The sequence below is a fragment of the Pantoea sp. ME81 genome, assembly GCF_903970985.1.
Lineage (GTDB): Bacteria > Pseudomonadota > Gammaproteobacteria > Enterobacterales > Enterobacteriaceae > Pantoea > Pantoea communis.
The window spans coordinates 72,442-93,176 of sequence record NZ_CAJCKS010000001.1 but is presented as its reverse complement, the minus strand read 5'-3'; the positions used below and the strand labels follow the sequence as shown (position 1 = coordinate 93,176).

Below are 20,735 nucleotides of genomic sequence, written 5' to 3'. Positions count from 1 at the left end.
ATCAGCCACTGGTTACAGGCGGGGCAGCAACAGCGTGCGCTGCTGGGTAAAGCGGCCGCGCAACGCCCGGTGCAGGCATCGGATATCACGGTGCTGGTGCGCAGCCGCAACGAAGCCAATCTGATCCGCGAAGCACTTAACCAGCTTGGCATTCCCTCGGTCTATTTATCGAACCGCGACAGCGTCTACACCACGCCCGAAGCGCGTGAGTTGCTGTGGTTACTGCAGGCGGTGCTGGCACCCGAACAGGAGCGAATGCTGCGCACGGCGCTCGCTACCTCGCTGTTTGCCTTTGATGCGGCACAGTTGGATGCATTGGATCAGGATGCGCGCGGCTGGGATGAGCTGGTAGAGACTTTTGCCCGCTGGCAACTGCTGTGGCAGCAGCGCGGCGTACTGCCGATGCTGCGCCAGCTGATACAGGAACGCCAGCTTGCGGAAAACCTGCTCGCCTCAGAAAATGGCGAACGCCGCCTGACCGATTTGCTGCATCTGGGTGAACTGATGCAGGAAGCGGCGGCGCAGCTCGACAGCCCGCACGCGCTGGTGCGTTATCTGGCGCAGCAGATAGCCAGCCCGGACAGCCAGTCGTCCAGCCAGCAATTGCGTCTGGAAAGCGATCGCCATTTGGTGCAGATCGTCACTATCCATAAATCTAAAGGACTGCAATATCCGCTTGTGTGGCTCCCGTTCGCCGCCGGATTCCGCGAGGCGGATACCGCGCTGTATCACGATCGCGACAACTTTGAAGCGGTGCTGGATCTGCAGGCCGATGACGCAAGCCTGGCGATGGCCGAGCAGGAGCGTTTGGCCGAAGACCTGCGCTTGCTGTACGTGGCACTTACCCGTTCGGTGTATCACTGTAGCGTAGGTGTGGCACCGCTGTTTCGCGGCACGCGCAAAAAAGAAGGCGAGAGCGATCTGCATAAAAGCGCACTGGGCCATCTTTTGCAGCGTGGTGAAGCGGCGACAGCGGCACAGCTGGAAACTTTACTCAATCAGCACAATGTCGCGGGTACCGAGGTGATGCACGTGCAGGAACAGGTAGCCGAACGCTGGCACGCGCCTGATCCCGCTCATGACACATTGGCTGCCCGCACCGTTAGCCGCACGCTGGTGGAACCCTGGCGCGTCACCAGCTACTCAGGCTTGCAGCAACACGGTAGCCAGCGACTACTTGATGTGATGCCACGCTTCGATCTGGAAGCCGCAGGCGAAGAACAGCAGGAAGAGATCGCTGAAGCTGCACTGACACCGCACCATTTCCCGCGCGGCGCCGCGCCGGGGACTTTCCTGCATGAACTGTTCGAATCTCTCGATTTCCCATATCCCCCCACGGCCGCATTGCTGGAGCAACATCTGCAGCAGAATGGGTATCCATTGTACTGGCAACCGATACTGACGGATTGGATTGCGCGAGTGGTGAGTACGCCGCTCAACGATCAGGGGATACAGCTCGGTCAGGTACAGACCAGCGATCGACTCGTGGAGATGGGCTTCTACTTGCCGATTGACGGTTTGCTGACCGCGAATGATCTGGATGCGCTGATCCGTCAGGATGCTTTATCGTCCGATGCGCCGCCGCTCGATTTTCGTGAGGTACAGGGCATGTTGAAAGGCTTCATTGACCTGGTGTTCCGCTGGCAAGGCAAATATTACCTGCTGGATTACAAATCCAACTGGCTGGGCGACAGCCACGAAGCTTATACGCCAGCAGCGATGAGACAGGCGATGATCGACCACCGCTATGATTTGCAATATCAGCTCTACACGCTGGCGCTACATCGCTATCTTCAACATCGCGTGGCAGATTATGACTACGAGCAGCACTTTGGCGGCGTGTTTTATCTGTTCCTGCGTGGCATGGATGGCACTTCACCGGCCAACGGCGTATTCCACACACGGCCAACTCTGGATTTTGTTTCACAACTGGATAGCCTGTTTCGCGGGCAGGGAGCCTCGGCATGAGTGGCATTACAGCGCTACTTCAACAGGCGGTTGAGCTGCGTTTGCTGCGCTCACTGGATGTTCAGTTCGCCCTGTTGCTGGCGGATGACACGCAGCCAGCACGCCTCCTGGCGGCTGCCTGTCTCAGCGCGGAAGCGGGTGAGGGGCACGTCTGCTTACCGCTGTCACAGCTGAGCCGTGAAGGGTTATTCAATGGCCGCCATCCTGAACTGGCGCAGGCTATCTGGCTGGCGGCGGGTGAACCGCAGGACTGGACGCAAGTGATGGCTGGCTGGCCTGCTCTGATTAACAGCAACAGCAACAGCAACAGCAACAGCAACAGCAACAGCAACAGCAATAGCAATAGCAACAGCAACAGCAACAGCAGCGAGCAGGCAGCGCCGATAGTTCTCAGCGATGGGCGTCTTTATCTGCATCGTCTCTGGCATAACGAAGGGCAGGTGGCACACTTCTTTCAGGCGCAGTCTGCAACCCAGCAGTTTGCCAGTGAAACCGTGCGCGACGTGCTGGATAACCTGTTTGGTACTGAACCCGATGACTGGCAAAAAATCGCGGCAGCGGTGGCGCTAACGCAGAAAACTGCAGTCATTTCCGGCGGCCCAGGCACCGGGAAAACCACCACCGTGGCAAAACTGCTGGCGGCATTGATTCGCCTGAGCCAGGGTGCACTGCGCATTCAACTGGCAGCCCCGACCGGCAAAGCGGCGGCGCGTTTAACCGAATCACTCGGTAAAGCGCTGCAAAAACTGCCGGTCAGCGACACCGAGCGCCAACGCTTCCCAGCGGAAGCTACCACGCTGCACCGTTTGCTCGGTGCCCAGCCCGAAACCCAGCGCTTGCGCTATCACGCCGGTAACCTGCTGCATCTGGATGTGCTGGTGGTGGATGAAGCCTCAATGGTTGATTTGGGCATGATGGCTAATCTCATCGCCGCACTGCCACCCCAGGCGCGCGTGATTTTTCTTGGTGACCGCGATCAGCTGGCGTCAGTAGAAGCCGGTGCGGTACTGGGCGATATTTGCCGCTGTGCGGAAGCGGGATACAGCGTCGCGCGTGCAGCCCAGCTGAGTGCGTTAACCGGTTGCCAGGTTGAAGGCCACGATGATGACAGCGCGCCAGCCGTGCGCGACGCCATCTGCCTACTACGCAAGAGCTATCGCTTTGATGCTAACTCGGGCATCAGCAAGCTGGCGGCTGCGGTCAATGCCGGTGAGCCAAAGGCGGTTGAGGCCGCATTTAACGCGGGCTTCAGCGATATATCACGCCAGCCACTCAATGATGGCGAGGCCTATCAGGCAATGCTGAATGATATCGCGGAAGGCTACCGTCCATTCCTGCGGCTGGTGAGCCAGCGAGCACAGCCCGCAGAGATTCTGCACGCATTTGGGCGTTATCAGCTGCTGTGCGCATTGCGCGAAGGGCCGTTTGGCGTGCAGGGATTAAATCAGCGTATTGAGCAAAAACTGATGCAGATGCAGCTGATTCGTCGTCCGCTGGGGGGGAGCCGCTGGTATCAGGGCCGTCCGGTGATGGTGACTCGCAATGACAGCGCGCTTGGGCTGTTTAACGGCGATATTGGCATTACGCTGTTTGATGATGAAGGGCTGCTGAAAGTTTTCTTCCCGTTGCCGGATGGCAGCATCAAAGCCGTACAGCCAAGCCGGTTACCGGCGCATGATACGGCCTGGTCGATGACGGTGCATAAATCGCAAGGATCGGAGTTCGACCATACCGCGCTGGTGATGCCGGCACAGTTTTTACCGGTACTCACCCGCGAACTGATTTACACCGCCATTACGCGTGCGCGCAAACAGTTAACCCTTTACAGCGATGAAGGCGTATTTCGTCGTGCGGTGCAATTACGCACTCAGCGTCGCAGCGGATTGTTGGACCGGTTAAGCGGAGAGTCATTCTGAGCGAGAGTTGAGGTCGGTAAAGAAACCGACCGCAGGTCAATGCAGATGTTTAATTGGATGCGCGTGGATGCGCATCCTGACAACGTTATCAGTTTAAGACGTTGGGCAATTCCAGACCGTTTAGCGAAACCTACCCTACGCTGCCTTTAACCGCGCTAGCTGGCATTCCCCGCCGTTAGCGCAAATCCGCCATCAACACTTTCGAACGGCGCTGATAGTTATACATCTGCTTCTTACTCTCCGGCAGTGATTCAATATCCACCGGCGTAAAGCCGCGTTCCTGGAACCAGTGAATACTGCGGGTGGTCAGTACAAACAGCTTCTTCAATCCCATCTGGCGTGCCTGTAGCGCCACACGCTCCAGCAACAGCTCACCGCGTGAAGAACTGCGGTAATCGGGATGCACCGCCACGCAGGCCATTTCACCAATCTGCTCATCCGGGAAAGGATAGAGCGCGGCACAAGCGATGGTCAGATTGTCGCGCTGAATAATGGTGAATTTGTCGATCTCCATTTCCAACTGCTCGCGTGAGCGACGCACCAGAATGCCTTGCTGCTCCAGCGGGCGAATCAATTCGAGGATGCCGCCAATATCGTTGATGGTGGCGCGACGAATCTGCTCAGCGGACTCCATCACAATCTGCGTACCAATACCGTCACGCGAGAACAGTTCCTGAATCAATGCGCCATCTTCCTGATAGCTGATCAGGTGGCTACGACGCACGCCGCTGCGGCAGGCTTTCACCGCGCCGCGCAGGAAACGCACGGTGCCCGACAGGAAATCACCGTCGTTCTCCATCTCATCGATACGCGCCTGCGCTTCGTTGGGGAACAGCTCAGAGATAATGGTACCTTCGCGGTTGGTGACGCCTTGTTCAGAGCAGAAGCCAATCATTTTCTCGGCTTTTAGCTTAATCGCCAACTGCGTGGCCACTTCTTCTGATGTCAGGTTAAAGCTTTCACCGGTCACCGACACCGCGACTGGGCCGAGCAGCACAATGGCATCATTATCCAGCTGACGATGGATGGCTTCTTCATCGATACGACGAATACGGCCGCTGTGGCAGTAGTCCACGCCATCATCGACGCCCAGCGGCTGGGCAATAATAAAGTTACCGCTTACCACGTTGATGTGCGCGCCCTGCAGCGGGGTGTTATTCAGGCTCATCGACAGCCGCGCGGTGATATCCAACTGCAAACGTCCGGCGGCCTGCTTCACCAGTTCCAGTGATTGGGCATCGGTTACGCGCGTGTGTTTGTGGTAAATCGGTTCCAGCTGCTGTTGCGCCATGCTGGCATCAATTTGCGGTCTGGCACCATAGACAACCACCAGGCGAATGCCGAGACTATGCAACAAGCCAATGTCGTTAACGATGTTGGAAAAGTTCTCATGCTCGATAGCTTCGCCGCCAAGCATAATGACAAAGGTCTTGTCACGGTGGGCATTTATATAGGGAACGGTATGGCGAAACCCCTGAACCAGTTCAGTACTACGTTCCTTCACGGCAAACCCTCTGTGAATGTTTATTCGTAATTTGTGTATTTTTATGCTCTTTTGCCAGCTAATGCAAGCGCCGGGCCTGACGTTACTTTACGATTTTCCTGATGCAACCTATGCTAACAGCCTGCATTATCTGGTTTTTCTGGCAAAACATGACACGGCTTGCTAAGCAAAGTTTTCGCCTTTCACTCGTCGATTGACGATATTTTAGACATTACACAGCAGTTGGAGCGGCATGTCCGAAGCTTTTACACGACGACGATTATTACAGGGTGCGGGCGCGCTCATGCTATTAAGCGTAACGCGAACCGGGCTGGCGGCCAGTCAGCACATTGTGGCGGTGCGCATCTGGCCTTCGTCAACCTACTCCCGCGTGACGCTGGAGTCGAACGTCCCCCTCAAGTACAAACAGTTCACGTTGAGCAATCCCGATCGTCTGGTGATCGACATCGATAACCTGCATATCAATCCGGTCCTGAGAGGGGTGGATAAGCAGGTGCGCGTTGACGATCCCTATATCAAACATGCGCGAGTTGGCCAGTTTGATGCCAACACGGTGCGGGTGGTGCTGGAGCTGAAACGCAACGTTGCGCCGAAGATCTTCACGCTGGCACCGGTTGCGGGAATCAAACATCGCTTAGTGGTCGATCTCTATCCGAGCCAGCCCTCGCCGGAAGAGGATCCGCTACTGGCGTTACTGAACGATTACAACCAGGGCGATCTTGAGCGTGATCAACCAGCGCAAGCACCTTTGCCGGGCAAAGCGGGGCGCGATCGTCCGATCATCATCATGATCGATCCCGGTCACGGTGGCGAAGATCCCGGTGCACATGGCAAATACAAAACGCGCGAAAAAGACATTGTGTTGAAGATTGGTCGCTATCTGAAGGCGCTGATCGACAAAGAGCGCAACATGAAGGCGTATATGACGCGCAACGAGGATGTGTTTATCCCGCTGCGCGTGCGGGTAGCGAAAGCACGTAAACAGCGCGCTGATCTGTTTGTCTCGATTCACGCCGATGCTTTTACCAGCCGTGCGGCGCGCGGTTCGTCGGTGTTCGCCCTTTCGACCAGCGGCGCAACCTCAACCGCAGCGCGCTTCCTGGCACAAACCCAGAACGAATCGGATCTGATTGGTGGGGTGAGCATGAGCGGTGACCGCTATCTGGATCACACCATGTTCGATATGGTGCAGCGGCAGACCATCAGCGACAGCCTTAAGTTCGGCAAAGAGGTGTTATCACGCATGGGCCACATTAATCACCTGCATAAACGCACGGTGGATCAGGCAGGGTTTGCGGTGCTTAAAGCCCCGGATATTCCGTCGATTCTGGTGGAGACCGCGTTTATCAGTAATGTGGAGGAGGAGCGTAAGCTGCGCACGCCCCGTTATCAGCATCAGGTGGCTGAGGCGATTCTGCATGGCATTAAGGCGTATTTCGATAAAGGTGCGGTGCTGGCGCGTCGCTGAGAGGAGGGCGGCCACTGCGCCGCTTTTTTTACCGGAAGCCAAAAACAAAAAAACACCCGTTAAGGTGCTTATCTGTAATTGGTTGCGGGGGCCGGATTCGAACCGACGACCTTCGGGTTATGAGCCCGACGAGCTACCAGGCTGCTCCACCCCGCGTCCGTCTGCCGCATTAAGCGACTTTTCACATTGTATTCTTCTTAAGACAATTGGTTGCGGGGGCCGGATTCGAACCGACGACCTTCGGGTTATGAGCCCGACGAGCTACCAGGCTGCTCCACCCCGCGTCCGTCTGACGCGTTACACGACTTTCAAATTGTCTCTTCACTTAAGAAGAATTGGTTGCGGGGGCCGGATTCGAACCGACGACCTTCGGGTTATGAGCCCGACGAGCTACCAGGCTGCTCCACCCCGCGTCCGTGGATGCGCACTATACTCTCGACGCGCGGCGATGCAACCCCTTTTTGTGTTAAAGCCTTAAATTTACAGCCAGTTGGTGATTAATAGTGCCATTGGGCGATTAATTGTACAGATGTGAGCGCGGTAACTCGCGGCGGATTTCATTCTCTCTGCCCCTTTGCTATCGTCGCGGTGCAAACAACCGAGAAAAAGAGAAAGTGATGAAAGGACATTGGGCGAAGTATGCACTTACTGGCGCGTTTCTCGCGCTGTTAGCAGGTTGTAGTTCTAAACCGACTGACCGTGGTCAGCAATATATTGATGGCAAGCTGGAGCAACCGCTTGGGCTGGTCAATGAACCGAATGCCAAAGGGCGTCCGGTGAATGGCAGAGATTTTGGTGTGCAGATTCAGCAGATTCAGAGTGCCTCCAGCGGCTTATACAGCCGCAACACCGGCACTTACAGCGCTATTCAGAACTGGCTGCTCTCCGGTGCCGATACCCGTCAGTTGAGCCAGTTTGGACTTAACGCTTATCAGATGGAAGGCACCGATAATTACGGTAACGTGCAGTTTACCGGCTACTACACCCCTGTGGTGGAAGCACGCTACACGCGTCAGGGTGAGTTCCAGTATCCCATTTATCGCATGCCACCGCGCACGCGCGGTCAGAAGCTGCCGAGCCGTGCTTCTATATATAGTGGCGGACTTGACGATCGTTACGTGATTGCCTGGAGCAACTCGCTGATCGACAACTTTATGATGGACGTGCAGGGCAGCGGCTACGTTGATTTCGGTGACGGCCGTCCACTGCGCTTCTTCGGCTACGGCGGTAAAAATGGCTGGGCCTATCACAGTATCGGCAAAGAACTGATCGATCGTGGTGAAGTGAAGCGAGAAGATATGTCGATGCAGGCGATTCGCCAGTGGGCACAGGAACATACGCCGGAGCAGGTGCGTGACGTGCTGGAGACCAATCAATCCTTCGTGTTCTTTAAGCCAGAAGAGTATGTGCCGGTGCGCGGTGCCAGCGCAGTGCCTTTGATTGCCAAAGCGTCTGTCGCATCCGATCGTTCATTGATTCCCGCAGGCACGGCGCTGTTAGCCGAAGTGCCGCAGTTGAACGAGAAGGGCAAATTTAACGGCAAGTATGAGATGCGCCTGATGGTGGCACTGGATGTGGGTGGGGCGATCAAAGGTCAGCACTTCGACATCTATCAGGGTGTGGGTCCAGACGCTGCGCATCTTGCCGGATTTTATAATCACTATGGCCGCGTTTGGGTGCTGAAAGCCGCGCCAGGTGCAGGACAGCCGCTGTTCAGCAATCCGCAAAATGGCAATAATGGTTCACTGATTATCGGGGCGAATTGATATTCTTCCCTGCGGCAAATCAGCGGGAGTATTCAGCTGATTTGCCATGGGTCGCCAGTCTTCGCGATCCAATGCGTCCATCACTGTTTCTGTAGGGTGCGCATTTATGCGCACCGCATCAAAAGGTTTGATATGAAAGTAGTCAGCGATGCCTGGCGGCAACGTTTTGGCGGTACGGCACGTCTGTATGGGGAAGAGGCGCTGCAGCGTTTTGCCGACGCCCATTTTTGTGTGATTGGTATCGGCGGTGTCGGTTCGTGGTCTGCCGAAGCGTTAGCACGCACCGGGATTGGTAAAATCACGCTGATCGATATGGACGACGTCTGCATTACCAACACCAATCGCCAGATCCACGCCCTGCAAGGAAAAGTAGGACAAGCGAAAACCGAGGTGATGGCGGAGCGTATTCGCGCCATAAATCCTGAGTGCGAAGTGATCTGCATTGATGATTTCATCACGCCGGATAACACCGCTGAAATGCTGTCAGCCGGTTTTGATTACGTGATTGATGCGATTGACAGTGTGCGCCCGAAAGCCGCGCTGATTGCCTGGTGTCGTCGTAACAAGATTCCATTGATCACCACTGGCGGTGCGGGCGGGCAGATCGATCCGACGCAGATTCAGGTCAGTGATTTAGCCAAAACCATTCAGGATCCGCTGGCGGCAAAACTGCGTGAGCGCCTGAAGAGTGATTTTGGCGTGATCAAAAACAGCAAAGGTAAGCTGGGCATTGATTGTGTGTTTTCGACGGAAGCGCTGGTGTATCCGCAGCTGGATGGCAGTGTCTGCACTTCCAAAAGCACCGCTGAAGGCCCGAAACGTATGGATTGTGCGGCGGGCTTCGGTGCGGCCACCATGGTGACCGCCACTTTCGGGTTTATCGCGGTGTCGCACGCGTTGAAGAAATTCCTCGCGCGTGCGGCGCGTCAGGCTGCTTGATGCGCGCGTGCGTGGCGCTGCACTGCATCCGCCAACGCTTTTAAGCCACTGCTGCGTGAGGCGCTAAGCTGCGCACGCAGGCCTAAAGTATCAAACAACGCCAGCGGATCCTGTGCTAACAGATCGGCTGGCGTTTTGCCTTCCACCGCCGTCAACAGCACCGCCAGCAAACCGCGCACGATGCGGCCTTCACTGTCGCCGTAAAAGTGCAGTTTGCCGTTGGGTAGCCGTTGGCTGCTCAGCCAGACACGATTTTCGCAACCGCTCAGCTCAATCTCTGCCGTCTTCACGTCATCTTCCAGAGCGGGTAACTGGCGGCTGAGCTGGATCAGCTGGCGATAGCGATCTTCCCACTGATGAAAATGGGAAAATTTTTCGGTCAGGCTGGCTTCAGTAATCACATCGCCAAACGGATGTGGGCCGATCAGGGTGGTCATAACGTTATTCACTCAACAGGTCTACGGCATGATGCATGGCGCGCACCAGCGCATCCACGTCCTGCAAATTATTATAGGGGGCGAATGATACGCGCAGGGTGCCGCTAACACCCAGTGCCGCCATTAATGGCTGTGCACAGTGCTGTCCGGCGCGCAGCGCAATATCCTGCTCTGCCAGCAGCGTGACAATATCGCTGTGATGAATGTCCGCGATATCAAACGCCAGCAGACTGGCATTACCACAACGGAAACTGCGAAAGCCGGGAATCTCGCCTAATTGCTCTTCGGCGAGGCTGGCCAGTTGCTGGCACCACATCTCTGCTTTTTCAGCGTGGTGATGCGACAGCCATTCCAGCGCCGCGCTCAGGCCCACCACGCCCGCGACATTGGGCGTGCCGGCTTCAAATCGCCACGGTACCGCCTGCTGCGTGAAGCCATTAAAGTCGACGTGCGTTAACATCTTGCCGCCGCCTTGCCACGCATCCATCTCTTCCAGCAGCTCGGCTTTGCCGTACAGCGCACCAATCCCCATTGGGCCATACAGCTTGTGCGCGGAGAAGGCGTAAAAGTCGATGTCCAGCGCCTGAACGTTGGGGGGCGCGTGCACCACGCCCTGTGCGCCATCTACCATCACTTTGGCGCCAACATAATGTGCCAGGGTAATCGCCTGTGCCAGATCCGGACAGCCACCGGTGACATTCGACATCTGCCCAATCGCCAGCAGCTTAGTGCGTGCGTTTAGCAAATCAGGCAGTAGACGAATATCGGGCAGACGATCCGCGCCAATCGGCCATTTCACCACTTTCGCGCCTGCGGCTTTTGCCACCATTAGCCACGGCACCAGATTGGCGTGATGCTCGGCTTCGCTGACTACGATTTCATCGCCAGGTTGTAAGCGCGGTGCCAGCCAGCTGTGCGCCACCAGATTGATGGCCTCCGTGGTGCCACGCGTCCAGACAATCTGACGGTCATCGCCCGCGTGCAGCCATTTGGCCACCCGGCCGCGCGCCTGTTCATACTTCTCTGTCAGGTCGCGTGCTGATTTGAACTGGCTGCGATGCACGGTGCCTGCGCTCAAGCTATAGAACTGCGATGTGGCGTCGATCACAGCCTGAGGCTTCAGGGCAGTGGCTGCGCTATCAAGATAAACGCCCGCATCGCTTAATGCCGGAAACTGCGCACGGAAGGCGGTTGGGGAGAAGATGGTCATACGAAACCCACTGTATTCAATTTTAGGACCAGGCTGAAACCCGGCCGATTCGCTGGCAAAGCTGGAAAAGCGCGTTATGCTATTTATTGCAAGGTTTGAACCGCAACCCGCATAACGAATCGACCTTTACCAGTCGATTTCACTTTTTGCTGCCTCTGGTCAGCGCTTGCGGGTGGTTTAATGCAATCAATCTGCAAGGAGATAGAAGATGAAAAAACTCGCCGCAGTGCTGGCCGTGTGTACCATGGCCTTTACCCTGGCTGCTTGTTCCAGCAATTATGTCATGCATACCAATGATGGTCGCACCATTGTAGCGGACGGGAAACCGAAAGTTGACGATGAAACCGGTATGATCAGTTATAAAGATGCCAATGGCAACGAGCAGCAGATCAATCGTACAGATGTGAAAGAGATGGTTGAGATGGGTCAGTAAGCAGCAAGCCAAAAAATTTCCCGGAGAAATTTTTACGTCGCTTCAGTGACGGCCCGAAAGGGGTACACAGGGATGTGTAGGACAAAAAAAAGCACCGCAATTTGCGGTGCTGCATAAAATCACTTGGACAGACAGGGTAAATCTACAGGAATTAAAAGTTTGATCTGCAATCGTCAGATCAAAATGCAAACACAACATCACGACCACAAGCCAAAAGCTCTCCAAAAGTCTGCGATCTCTCGCACGTTTCCAGAAATCTTTTCGTTCCGGCTCAGGAAGTGCGGCAACTATAGGTATTTGCTGGAGCTTCCTCAACGGACAAATTATAATGTCTCGGATTAAAATAACTAATACGTAACGACCTTGTATAAGTCGGACTGTTACCTTGTGAATCCGCTGATGGAAAACCATGTCTAAACGCCTTCCACCGCTTAATGCTTTACGCGTCTTCGATGCTGCAGCCCGCCATTTAAGCTTTACAAAAGCCGCTGAAGAGCTGTTTGTCACCCAGGCAGCAGTTAGCCACCAGATTAAATCTCTGGAAGATTTCCTCGGTCTTAAGCTATTTCGACGGAGGAATCGTTCGCTTTTACTGACAGAAGAAGGTCAAAGCTACTATCTGGATATTAAAGAGATCTTCTCGGCTATCAACGATGCGACGCGTAAACTTCAGGCGCGTAGCGCGAAGGGTGCCTTAACCGTCAGTCTGTTGCCCAGCTTTGCCATTCAATGGCTGGTGCCCCGTCTTTCCAGCTTTAATATGACTTATCCGGGCATCGATGTGCGTATTCAGGCGGTGGACCGTGATGAAGAGAAACTGGCCGATGATGTTGATGTGGCGATTTTCTATGGGCGCGGTAACTGGCCGGGTCTGCGCGTTGAGAAACTGTATGCCGAATATTTGCTGCCGGTCTGCTCGCCCATGTTTCTGACTGGCGACCATCCGCTTAAAACGCCCGCCGATCTGGCACACTTTACGCTGCTGCATGATGCTTCGCGCCGCGACTGGCAATCCTATATCCGTCAGCTAGGATTGCAGCACATTAATGTGCAGCAGGGGCCGATCTTCAGCCATAGCGCGATGGTGCTGCAGGCGGCGATTCACGGCCAGGGCGTGGCGCTGGCTAATAATGTGATGGCGCAGAGTGAAATTGAAGCTGGACGGCTGGTCTGTCCATTTAATGACGTGTTAGTCAGTAAAAATGCTTTTTATCTGGTTTGTCATGACAGTCAGGCAGAACTGGGTAAAATAGCCGCCTTTCGTCAGTGGATCCTGGAAAAAGCCGCAGCTGAACAAGAAAAATTCCGCTTTCGCTACGATCACTAACGCGTTGAGTGCTGCACAGTGATGTGCAGTTTCATCCTGAGGAACAATGAATGTCCAGTCGTGCCATGTTTGTGTTTGCCGCCATCAGCGGATTTCTGCTGGTGGCCTTTGGTGCTTTTGGGGCACACGTGCTGAGCAAATCGCTCGGCCCGGCCGAAATGGCGTGGATCCATACCGGCCTTGAATATCAGGCCTATCACACATTGGCGGTGATTGGTTTGGGTGCGGCAATGCTGCGTCGCGCCAATATCTGGTTTTACTGGAGCAGCGCTGCGCTGGCGCTTGGCACCGTGTTGTTCAGTGGCAGCCTGTATTGTTTAGCGTTGTCGCACTTGAAGTTTTGGGTTTTTGTTACGCCAGTGGGAGGGTTGTTCTTCCTGATTGGCTGGTTCTTGATGTTGATTGGCGCATTGCGTCTTAAACGAAAGGCGGATCGCCATGAATAAAGTTTTACTCTATTGCCGTCCTGGCTTTGAGAAAGAGTGTGCGGCAGAGATCAGCGCCAAAGCCGCTGAACGTGAAGTTTACGGTTTTGCCCGTGTCAAAGATGATTCTGGTTACGTGCTCTATGAGTGCTATCAGCAGGAAGATGCCGAAAAGCTGATTCAAACGCTGCCGTTTGCCGAGCTGATTTTTGCCCGTCAGATGCTGGTGGTGGGTGAACTGCTGCGCGATTTGCCGCCAGAAGATCGTATTACCCCGATTGTCGGCATGCTAACCGGTGTGGTGGAGAAGGGCGGCGAGCTGCGTGTCGAAGTGCCGGATACCAATGAAGCGAAAGAACTGACCAAGTTCTGTCGTAAGTTAACCGTACCGCTGCGCGCCAGCCTGCGTGAGAGCAAAATCCTGCTCAACTACGAATCGCCGAAACGTCCAGTGATTCATGTGTTCTTTATTGCTCCGGGTACCTGCTATGTCGGTTATTCGCTGCCAGAGAACAACTCCCCGTTCTATATGGGTATCCCGCGCCTCAAGTTCCCGTCAGATGCGCCAAGCCGTTCAACGCTGAAGCTGGAAGAGGCGTTTCACGTCTTCATCCCGGCCGATGAGTGGGATGAGCGCCTGGGCAGCGGCATGTATGCCGTGGATCTTGGCGCGTGTCCTGGCGGCTGGACCTATCAGCTGGTTAAACGCAGCATGTGGGTGTACGCCGTAGATAACGGCCCGATGGCGCCCAGCCTCATGGATACCGGGCAAGTCACGCACTGCCGTGAAGACGGTTTCAAATACCGCCCATCGCGCAATAACATTAGTTGGCTGGTGTGTGACATGGTGGAAAAACCCGTTCGCGTCGCCAGTTTGATGACGGAGTGGCTGGTCAACGGCTGGTGCCGTGAGGCGATTTTCAACCTCAAGCTGCCGATGAAAAAGCGTTATGAAGAAGTGACGCAAAATCTGGCCATGATGGATGCGGCATTGAAAGAGAAGGGCGTGAATGCCCAGATTCAGGCGCGCCAGCTGTATCACGATCGGGAAGAGATTACTGTACATGTGCGCCGGCTTTGGGCGGCTGTAGGCGGCCGTCGCGACGAACGCTAATCCTGCTTCATACTTTGCACTACAGCGGCGTTGGCTGCGCTTGTTCGCCCCGGTCACATACTGGCGTATGCTCCCGGGGACTCACGCACTTGCCGCCTTGCTGTAGCACAAATTATTTCGCAGGATCTCTCGGGTTAAGTTCGTCGCAGTGCAATTTTTTGCACCTATCACCTATCACCTATCACCTATCACCTATCAATAGATTCGCGTGTTTATGTGGCAGAGGGTGCTGCAACCGCTATTCAAGCCTTATACCGCAACGTATTTAAGTTCCCCTTCAGAACCAAATCGCGCTTTAACGTTGAGACCTGGCGGCAAATTTCTGCTATCTGCTGGTGATCGCGCAATTTCTTTTGCCACTTTTCCGGAACCTGATCGAACTGCTGATACAGGGCTTCCAGGGTGCCAAACTGCGTGAGCAAATCGCGGGCGCTTTTGGGGCCGATGCCGGTAACGCCGGGGATTTTGCTGCTGCTAATGCCGCACAGTCCCCAGTAATCGGGTAATTGTGCGGGCACGACGCCAAACTCGTGATCGATGAAAGGCACGTCCAGCCAGCGTTTCTGGAAATAATCACGGATGCGGATATTCGGCGCTAAAAGCTGGCAATAACCTTTGTCGGTGGAGACGATAGTTGCCTGATGTCCGGCATCGGCCATTTTCACCGCCAGCGTGGCAGCGAGATCGTCAGCTTCATCGAGATCGGCGACCCAGCAACGCACGCCGACAGCCTCAAAGGCCTGCTGGATAACGGGCATCTCCATCTGCAAATCATCCGGCATCGGTGGGCGGCCCGCTTTGTAATCGGGCAGCAGTTGATGCCGCCAGCCAGGGTGGCGATCGTGGCTATCGAATACCGCCACGACGTGCGTCGGTTGCGTGTGGCCTAAAAGCTGATGCAGCGCGGCAACGCAGGCTTCGCGGCAGGGCGTGCCTTGCACGGCATGCAAACGGCGGATCAGGTTCAGCGCATCAATAATCAGAAGATGAAACGACATAGTGATAATGGCAGCCCGCAGGCTGCCTTCCTGATGGGTTATTTAATGATTTCGTAGCAGGGGATGTAGGCGCTGCCTGGCAACTTCATACGCTGCTGGGCGACGAAGCCCTGCAGCAGTTCATCCATGCGATGCATAATGTCGGCGTCGCCGTGCAGTTTGTAAGGCCCCTTCTCGCGGATTTCGCGAATACCGACCTCCTTAACGTTGCCGGCAACAATACCAGAGAAAGCGCGACGCAAATCAGCAGCCAGTTTTTCCGCTGGCTGGTTCGGGAACAGCTTCAAGTTAGCCATGTTTTCGTGCGTCGGTACAAACGGTACCTGCAACTCTGGCGCGATGCGAATCGACCAGTTAAAGCTGTAGGCATCGCCAGTTTCGCGGCGATACTCTTTCACCTGCGGCATGGCTTTCTTCATCAGACGCGCCACTTCAGCAGCATCATCAATGATGATCTTGTAGTGCTTACGCGCGGTTTCACCCAGCGTATTAACGATGAAATCATCCAGAACGCGGAAGTAATCGGCGCTCTCTTTCGGGCCGGTCAGAATCAGCGGCAACACCTGATCGCTGTTGTGGGGATTCATCAGAATGCCCAGCAGATACAGCAGCTCTTCTGCCGTACCGACGCCGCCTGGGAAAATCACGATGCCATGCGCAATACGCACAAACGCCTCAAGACGCTTTTCGATATCTGGCATGATGATCAGTTCATTCACCAGCGGATTTGGTGGCTCAGCCGCGATAATTGACGGTTCGGTCAGGCCAATGAAACGGCTGTCATGATAGCGCTGCTGGGCATGACCCACCGCGGCACCTTTCATCGGCGCTTCCATCACGCCAGGCCCACAGCCGGTGCAGATGTTGAGTTCACGCAGGCCCATTTGCGTACCGACATTGCGGCAATACTGATACTCCACCGCGTTAATCGAGTGACCACCCCAGCACACCACGGTGTTGGGATATTCGCCAATGTGCAGCGCACGCGCGTTACGCAGAATCGAAAACACCTGATTCGTGATGTGAGCGGAATCATCAGCGTTTTGCTGATCGTTGCGCTCAAGCTGGCCATTCACAAACAGAATATCGCGCAACACGGCAAACAGGTTGGCCTGCAATGAGCGAATAATACGGCCATCAACAAAGGCTTCTTCCGGAGGATTAATCAGTTCGAGTTTGACGCCGCGCTCACGGCGCAGCACGTTGATGTCGAAATTTTCAAAACGGGAGAGCAGTTCCTGACTACTGTCGGTCTGGCTGCCGGAGTTGAGCACCGCGAGTGAGCAGTTGCGAAAAAGCTGGTAAAGGTCGCTGCTGGCCGTTTGCTTCAGCATGTCGACTTCCAACTGGGAGAGCAGATCCATTGAGCCAAGCGGGCTGATATGTGTAATCAAGAGAACTCCTTTACACGCAAATGCGTGGCGGGTGACGCTGCGCTTAACTTGCTGAACGCAGTGACGAAAATCCTTCGGGACGCAGGTCTAAACCTTAGCGCCTTTGACAGAGTAACGTTGTCCGCAGTGAATGCTCAAGTGGAACCGCGCATCCGTGCTGCGGCCTGCGAGGCGTCTCGCAATCTGTTACTGACGGACCAGGCGGGAAAACCCGGGAGAGAAGGGGACGTTGCTGCGCCACGGATTAATATCCAGTCCACCACGGCGCGTATAACGTGCATAAACAGTCAGGGCTTCTGGTTGGCAAAAGCGTTGAATGTCGTTGAAAATGCGCTCAACGCACTGTTCATGGAATTCATTGTGCTGACGGAATGAGATCAGGTAACGCAGCAGGGCTTCACGATCGATACGTGGGCCTTTGTAGCGAATCATCACAGAGCCCCAATCGGGCTGATGGGTGATCAGACAGTTGGATTTCAGCAAATGGCTCACCAGCGTTTCTTCCACCACTTCACTGCCCGCAGCCTGCACTAAATAATCGGCGTTAAAAGCATAGTCGTGAATCTCGATATCCTGCTCGTCAATGACATCGCCATTGAAATGGCCGATCGGCTGTCCTTCCACTTCGCCCAGACGGAACAGCGCCACGCTGACCTCGCCATTGGCGCAGGCACGCAAATCGCGCTCGAGTGTCTGGCGCACTTCGCCCCAGTCCGCGAAACGCGTCTGGTTAAAACTGTTAAGATAGAGCTTAAAGCTCTTGGACTCGATCAGGTTTTCGCTGTCCGCGCGCAGTACCACTTCGCCTACCGCCACCTGCGGCACGCCTTTGCTGTTGAGCCAGGAGAGTTCGTACAGCGTCCAGATATCTGCGCCCTGGAACGGCAGATTATCCGGGTAGAGCCCCAGCGGTTCGCGATTCAGGCTGCGCGGCACCGATTGCAGCAGCGTGTTATCGTAGCGATCAACATAAGCCGTGGGCTTACCTAACGTCAGGCCGCTTAACGCCTGATCGCGGTTTTCAGAAGACATATCGGTTACCACTAAATTCCATCAAAGTGGCTAAGTGTAACCGATCACAAGCGAGAAGAAGAATGATGCAGCAAACCGCAGACGCCCTGCGTGAGTTTACCGCCCGTTATGTGCAACATTGGCAGCAGCAGGCTGGACATCTGCCCGCCAGTTCGGATCTGCTGGGTGTGCCATCCCCTTGTATTGTCAGCACGCTGGATGATTGTGTGCTATGGCAACCACAGCCCTTCACCTTGCCAGCCACGCTGGAAGCCGTTGAGCGGGCACTGGATATTCAGTTGCAATCGGAAATCAGTGCTTTTTACACCTCGCAGTTTGCCGGCGATATGACCGCAACCTTTCAACAGCAGCCGATAACGTTGTTACAGGTGTGGAGCGAATCAGACTTTACCCGCTTGCAGGAGAATCTGATTGGCCATCTGGTCATGAAGCGCCGCTTAAAACAGAGTCCAACATTATTTATTGCGACTACTGAATCGGAGCAAGATGTGATTGCTCTGTGTAATCTTTCCGGTGAAGTGATTCTGGAACAGCCTGGTAGTAAAAAGCGTCAGGTGCTGGCGGCAAGCATTCAGACATTTCTTAATGATTTACAACCGGTTAAAGCCTGATTAGCAGATTTCACAGGTTAAGTTTGTAAGAGATCTCTCACATCAGGTGTGAGAGATCGCTAGATCATCTTGCAGCTATCCGGAAAACAAAGATGTAAAAATATTGTGAATCATAAGCTTATGGCATCACTCCTAAAATTAGTAGTGTGAGAAATCTATTAACGCGTCTTACTAACTTGTTATTACGATGGTTTCTGACAGAATAGTCACCACTGGCAGGATGCTGGGGATAGAGAGACGTTCAGGAGAATGTCAGCCAGGAGGCAGGAACGTAACGGAGTTTACGGCACATGGAAGGCTTCAGGATGAAGCAGGACACTCAGGATTGAGTCAGGGACACCTCCAGGACGGAGAATGAGAGCCACGTGGATGGTGGTGGGCCAGGATGCTAAGGATAACTGTCACGATGACAGGCAATGGAAAGCAGAGGACAAGTTGTCATGGATGAGCAGGGAGCACAGCGGTGGCGGGAATGCTGCGAACGAAACCGGGAGCACTGTAATCACAGTGCTCCCTTTTTTTATGCCTTTTTTGCACGTTGAACGACTAATGGTATGCTTGCCGCCCAATTTTTCTCTGGAGGTGGCGTATGTCGTCGCAAATGATTATTCAACAGCTGCAGCAGATCGAAGCGGTGATGCGCGAACACGGCCACTGGCAGACGCAATCCCCTGAGCCGGCAGCCTTCGCCAGCACCGAGCCTTTTTGCCTCAATACCATGGAGCCGCTGGAGTGGCTGCAGTGGGTACTCATCCCACGTTTCCATGCGTTAATCGAAGCCGGAGTGCCGCTTCCGCAAAATTTCTCTGTCACGCCTTACTATGAAGTGGCGTTACCTGCCACCACACCCGGCCATGCGGTCCTGTTGCTGACATTGGGCCAGTTTGATGCGCTTTTTCAGGACCCGACCCCTTAATGCTGGAAATCCTTTATCAAGATGAATGGCTGGTCGCCGTCAATAAACCGTCTGGTTGGCTGGTGCATCGTAGCTGGCTCGATCGCGATGAAAAAGTGGTGGTGATGCAAACGGTACGCGATCAAATTGGTCAGCACGTATTTACCGTGCATCGCCTCGATCGCCCCACCTCCGGCGTACTGTTAATGGCGCTCTCCAGCGAAGTGGCGCATTTGCTGTCACAGCAGTTCGAGCAGCATAAAATGCAGAAGACCTATCACGCAGTGGTGCGCGGTTGGCTGGATGGCAGCGCGACGCTCGATTATCCGCTGGTCGAAGAGCTGGATAAGATTGCCGATAAGTTCGCCACTCAGGAACGTACTGCACAGGAAGCCGTCACCGACTATCGCTCACTGGCGCAGGTAGAGATGCCCGTGGCGATCAGTCGCTACAACAGCGCGCGCTACACCCTGGTGGAGATGTCGCCGCATACCGGCCGCAAACATCAGCTTCGCCGCCATATGGTGCATCTGCGCCACCCGATTATTGGCGATAGCGCCCATGGTGATTTGCGGCAGAATCGGGGGGCAGCAGAGCACTTTGGTATGAATCGATTGATGCTGCATGCCAGTGCGCTGAGTCTGACGCATCCGGTCACCGGAGAACCTCTGGTGATTCGCGCCGGGCTCGATCGCGTCTGGCAAGGCATGCTGCAACAGTTTGGCTGGCAGGATCAGATCCCTGAGGTTCCCAGGGTTGAGTTTGCCGACGAGGCAGTCCAGGATAAGCCAACAGAATAAAGGAGCGGCAAGATGGCAAAGATTGGCATTTTTACAGGTACGGTTTACGGCAATGCATTGCTGGTGGCGGAAGAAGCGCAGCCGGTACTGGAAGCGCAGGGCCACGAAGTGAAAGTTTTTGAGGATGCGTCACTGGCGGATTGGCAGGCTTACAGCAAGGAGGTCATTCTGATTGTCACCTCCACCACCGGCCAGGGCGACTTCCCGGACAATATTGCCCGCTTGTATGTGCAGATACGCGATGAAGTGGGTTATCAACCAGAGCTTCGCTACGGCGTGATTGCACTGGGTGATAGCAGCTATGAGAACTTCTGCGGCGCGGGTAAAACTTTTGATGCCACCTTGCAGGAGCAAAGTGCCAAACGCATCGGTGATGTGCTGCTGGTGGATGCCACTGAAGATCCTGAGCCTGAGTCAGTGACCACGCCGTGGGTTGAGAGCTGGGGTAAGCTGCTGTAATTCTGCCTTCGCTTCGTCTTTGGCAAGCGGCAATCTGAA

General features: G+C 54.9%; 19 protein-coding genes and 3 tRNA genes. 13 read left to right on the top strand and 9 right to left on the bottom strand.

Going from position 1 to position 20,735, the window contains the following annotated elements; genetic code table 11:
• Positions 1 to 1,968: exodeoxyribonuclease V subunit beta (gene recB / locus H7A81_RS00460; protein WP_182056368.1), on the top strand; the 1,968-nt coding region annotated here is incomplete at its 5' end.
• Entirely contained in the window at positions 1,965 to 3,884 is a 1,920-nt protein-coding gene (gene recD, locus H7A81_RS00455; RefSeq protein ID WP_182056366.1) for an exodeoxyribonuclease V subunit alpha, read from the top strand. The genes recB and recD, both read left to right, overlap by 4 nt.
• A gap of 175 nt (positions 3,885 to 4,059) precedes the next feature.
• On the opposite strand, the gene argA is transcribed toward recD, so the two are convergent.
• The gene (argA, locus tag H7A81_RS00450; RefSeq protein ID WP_034823094.1) at positions 4,060 to 5,388 is read right to left on the bottom strand and encodes an amino-acid N-acetyltransferase; all 1,329 of its coding nucleotides are present in this window, start codon (positions 5,386 to 5,388) and stop codon (positions 4,060 to 4,062) included.
• Between the two features lie 232 nt (positions 5,389 to 5,620).
• Here argA and amiC point away from each other — a divergent pair, with 232 nt between their 5' ends.
• Positions 5,621 to 6,856, top strand: a complete 1,236-nt coding sequence (gene amiC / locus H7A81_RS00445) for an N-acetylmuramoyl-L-alanine amidase AmiC (RefSeq protein ID WP_160868327.1) — start codon at positions 5,621 to 5,623, stop codon at positions 6,854 to 6,856.
• A gap of 79 nt (positions 6,857 to 6,935) precedes the next feature.
• Here amiC and H7A81_RS00440 read toward each other — a convergent pair.
• The 3 genes from H7A81_RS00440 to H7A81_RS00430 all read right to left on the bottom strand — a co-directional run bounded on the left by H7A81_RS00440 (position 6,936) and on the right by H7A81_RS00430 (position 7,269).
• Positions 6,936 to 7,012, bottom strand: a tRNA-Met gene (locus tag H7A81_RS00440).
• Positions 7,013 to 7,063: 51 nt separating this feature from the next.
• Positions 7,064 to 7,140, bottom strand: a tRNA-Met gene (locus tag H7A81_RS00435).
• 52 nt (positions 7,141 to 7,192) lie between these two features.
• Positions 7,193 to 7,269: transfer RNA gene (locus H7A81_RS00430), tRNA-Met, on the bottom strand.
• A 204-nt stretch (positions 7,270 to 7,473) separates the two neighbouring features.
• Between H7A81_RS00430 and mltA the strand changes: the two genes are divergently transcribed.
• Positions 7,474 to 8,622: a murein transglycosylase A gene (gene mltA, locus H7A81_RS00425; RefSeq protein ID WP_034823090.1), complete on the top strand. Its 1,149-nt coding sequence runs from the start codon at positions 7,474 to 7,476 to the stop codon at positions 8,620 to 8,622.
• A 132-nt stretch (positions 8,623 to 8,754) separates the two neighbouring features.
• Positions 8,755 to 9,561 carry a tRNA cyclic N6-threonylcarbamoyladenosine(37) synthase TcdA gene (gene tcdA, locus H7A81_RS00420; RefSeq protein WP_160868328.1) on the top strand — a complete coding sequence of 269 codons (807 nt, stop codon included), beginning with the start codon at positions 8,755 to 8,757 and terminating at the stop codon, positions 9,559 to 9,561.
• Here the strand turns inward: tcdA and csdE are convergent.
• Both csdE and csdA read right to left on the bottom strand, forming a co-directional pair.
• A complete protein-coding gene (csdE, locus tag H7A81_RS00415; RefSeq protein WP_097117983.1) occupies positions 9,549 to 9,998 on the bottom strand; it encodes a cysteine desulfurase sulfur acceptor subunit CsdE in 450 nt (149 codons plus the stop codon). The two genes, tcdA and csdE, sit on opposite strands and share 13 nt — an antisense overlap.
• A 4-nt stretch (positions 9,999 to 10,002) precedes the next feature.
• Positions 10,003 to 11,208 carry a cysteine desulfurase CsdA gene (gene csdA / locus H7A81_RS00410; RefSeq protein ID WP_182056365.1) on the bottom strand — a complete coding sequence of 402 codons (1,206 nt, stop codon included), beginning with the start codon at positions 11,206 to 11,208 and terminating at the stop codon, positions 10,003 to 10,005.
• 208 nt (positions 11,209 to 11,416) lie between these two features.
• On the opposite strand from csdA, the gene H7A81_RS00405 reads away from it, so the two are divergent.
• The 4 genes from H7A81_RS00405 (at position 11,417) to rlmM (ending at position 14,507) form a co-directional block, all read left to right on the top strand.
• On the top strand, positions 11,417 to 11,641 hold the full coding sequence (locus tag H7A81_RS00405; RefSeq protein WP_034823084.1) for a YgdI/YgdR family lipoprotein: 225 nt from the start codon (positions 11,417 to 11,419) through the stop codon (positions 11,639 to 11,641).
• Between the two features lie 409 nt (positions 11,642 to 12,050).
• Entirely contained in the window at positions 12,051 to 12,968 is a 918-nt protein-coding gene (locus H7A81_RS00400) for a transcriptional regulator GcvA (RefSeq protein ID WP_182056363.1), read from the top strand.
• A gap of 50 nt (positions 12,969 to 13,018) precedes the next feature.
• Positions 13,019 to 13,414, top strand: coding sequence for a DUF423 domain-containing protein (locus tag H7A81_RS00395; RefSeq protein WP_034823080.1), 396 nt, complete (start codon positions 13,019 to 13,021; stop codon positions 13,412 to 13,414).
• The gene (gene rlmM, locus H7A81_RS00390; RefSeq protein WP_045816413.1) at positions 13,407 to 14,507 is read left to right on the top strand and encodes a 23S rRNA (cytidine(2498)-2'-O)-methyltransferase RlmM; all 1,101 of its coding nucleotides are present in this window, start codon (positions 13,407 to 13,409) and stop codon (positions 14,505 to 14,507) included. Before H7A81_RS00395 ends, rlmM begins: the two co-directional genes overlap by 8 nt.
• A gap of 242 nt (positions 14,508 to 14,749) precedes the next feature.
• Here the strand turns inward: rlmM and xni are convergent, their stop codons facing one another.
• The 3 genes from xni to queF form a co-directional block, all read right to left on the bottom strand.
• The gene (xni, locus tag H7A81_RS00385) at positions 14,750 to 15,505 is read right to left on the bottom strand and encodes a flap endonuclease Xni (protein ID WP_182056362.1); all 756 of its coding nucleotides are present in this window, start codon (positions 15,503 to 15,505) and stop codon (positions 14,750 to 14,752) included.
• Positions 15,506 to 15,543: 38 nt separating this feature from the next.
• A complete protein-coding gene (ppnN, locus tag H7A81_RS00380; protein ID WP_166932922.1) occupies positions 15,544 to 16,899 on the bottom strand; it encodes a nucleotide 5'-monophosphate nucleosidase PpnN in 1,356 nt (451 codons plus the stop codon).
• 186 nt (positions 16,900 to 17,085) lie between these two features.
• Positions 17,086 to 17,931: an NADPH-dependent 7-cyano-7-deazaguanine reductase QueF gene (queF, locus tag H7A81_RS00375; RefSeq protein WP_097117979.1), complete on the bottom strand. Its 846-nt coding sequence runs from the start codon at positions 17,929 to 17,931 to the stop codon at positions 17,086 to 17,088.
• Between the two features lie 62 nt (positions 17,932 to 17,993).
• Between queF and syd the strand changes: the two genes are divergently transcribed.
• From syd to H7A81_RS00355, 4 genes are all read left to right on the top strand, one after another.
• Positions 17,994 to 18,542: a SecY-interacting protein gene (gene syd / locus H7A81_RS00370; RefSeq protein ID WP_058961517.1), complete on the top strand. Its 549-nt coding sequence runs from the start codon at positions 17,994 to 17,996 to the stop codon at positions 18,540 to 18,542.
• A 589-nt stretch (positions 18,543 to 19,131) separates the two neighbouring features.
• Positions 19,132 to 19,458 (top strand): YqcC family protein, encoded by a 327-nt coding sequence (locus H7A81_RS00365; protein WP_182056360.1) that lies wholly within the window; start codon positions 19,132 to 19,134, stop codon positions 19,456 to 19,458.
• A complete protein-coding gene (truC, locus tag H7A81_RS00360) occupies positions 19,458 to 20,237 on the top strand; it encodes a tRNA pseudouridine(65) synthase TruC (protein ID WP_166932924.1) in 780 nt (259 codons plus the stop codon). The genes H7A81_RS00365 and truC overlap by 1 nt, the downstream gene beginning before the upstream one ends.
• A gap of 12 nt (positions 20,238 to 20,249) precedes the next feature.
• Positions 20,250 to 20,696 (top strand): flavodoxin, encoded by a 447-nt coding sequence (locus H7A81_RS00355; RefSeq protein ID WP_034823070.1) that lies wholly within the window; start codon positions 20,250 to 20,252, stop codon positions 20,694 to 20,696.
• Positions 20,697 to 20,735: the final 39 nt, after the last annotated feature.

What these genes read in the sequence shown, in the direction of transcription:
- recD (WP_182056366.1), top strand. Translation starts at nt 1,965, where the DNA reads ATGAGTGGCATTACAGCGCTACTTCAACAGGCGGTTGAGCTGCGTTTG.
- amiC (WP_160868327.1), top strand. Translation starts at nt 5,621, where the DNA reads ATGTCCGAAGCTTTTACACGACGACGATTATTACAGGGTGCGGGCGCG.
- mltA (WP_034823090.1), top strand. Translation starts at nt 7,474, where the DNA reads ATGAAAGGACATTGGGCGAAGTATGCACTTACTGGCGCGTTTCTCGCG.
- tcdA (WP_160868328.1), top strand. Translation starts at nt 8,755, where the DNA reads ATGAAAGTAGTCAGCGATGCCTGGCGGCAACGTTTTGGCGGTACGGCA.
- csdE (WP_097117983.1), bottom strand. Translation starts at nt 9,998, where the DNA reads ATGACCACCCTGATCGGCCCACATCCGTTTGGCGATGTGATTACTGAA.
- csdA (WP_182056365.1), bottom strand. Translation starts at nt 11,208, where the DNA reads ATGACCATCTTCTCCCCAACCGCCTTCCGTGCGCAGTTTCCGGCATTA.
- H7A81_RS00405 (WP_034823084.1), top strand. Translation starts at nt 11,417, where the DNA reads ATGAAAAAACTCGCCGCAGTGCTGGCCGTGTGTACCATGGCCTTTACC.
- H7A81_RS00400 (WP_182056363.1), top strand. Translation starts at nt 12,051, where the DNA reads ATGTCTAAACGCCTTCCACCGCTTAATGCTTTACGCGTCTTCGATGCT.
- H7A81_RS00395 (WP_034823080.1), top strand. Translation starts at nt 13,019, where the DNA reads ATGTCCAGTCGTGCCATGTTTGTGTTTGCCGCCATCAGCGGATTTCTG.
- rlmM (WP_045816413.1), top strand. Translation starts at nt 13,407, where the DNA reads ATGAATAAAGTTTTACTCTATTGCCGTCCTGGCTTTGAGAAAGAGTGT.
- xni (WP_182056362.1), bottom strand. Translation starts at nt 15,505, where the DNA reads ATGTCGTTTCATCTTCTGATTATTGATGCGCTGAACCTGATCCGCCGT.
- queF (WP_097117979.1), bottom strand. Translation starts at nt 17,931, where the DNA reads ATGTCTTCTGAAAACCGCGATCAGGCGTTAAGCGGCCTGACGTTAGGT.
- syd (WP_058961517.1), top strand. Translation starts at nt 17,994, where the DNA reads ATGATGCAGCAAACCGCAGACGCCCTGCGTGAGTTTACCGCCCGTTAT.
- H7A81_RS00365 (WP_182056360.1), top strand. Translation starts at nt 19,132, where the DNA reads ATGTCGTCGCAAATGATTATTCAACAGCTGCAGCAGATCGAAGCGGTG.
- truC (WP_166932924.1), top strand. Translation starts at nt 19,458, where the DNA reads ATGCTGGAAATCCTTTATCAAGATGAATGGCTGGTCGCCGTCAATAAA.
- H7A81_RS00355 (WP_034823070.1), top strand. Translation starts at nt 20,250, where the DNA reads ATGGCAAAGATTGGCATTTTTACAGGTACGGTTTACGGCAATGCATTG.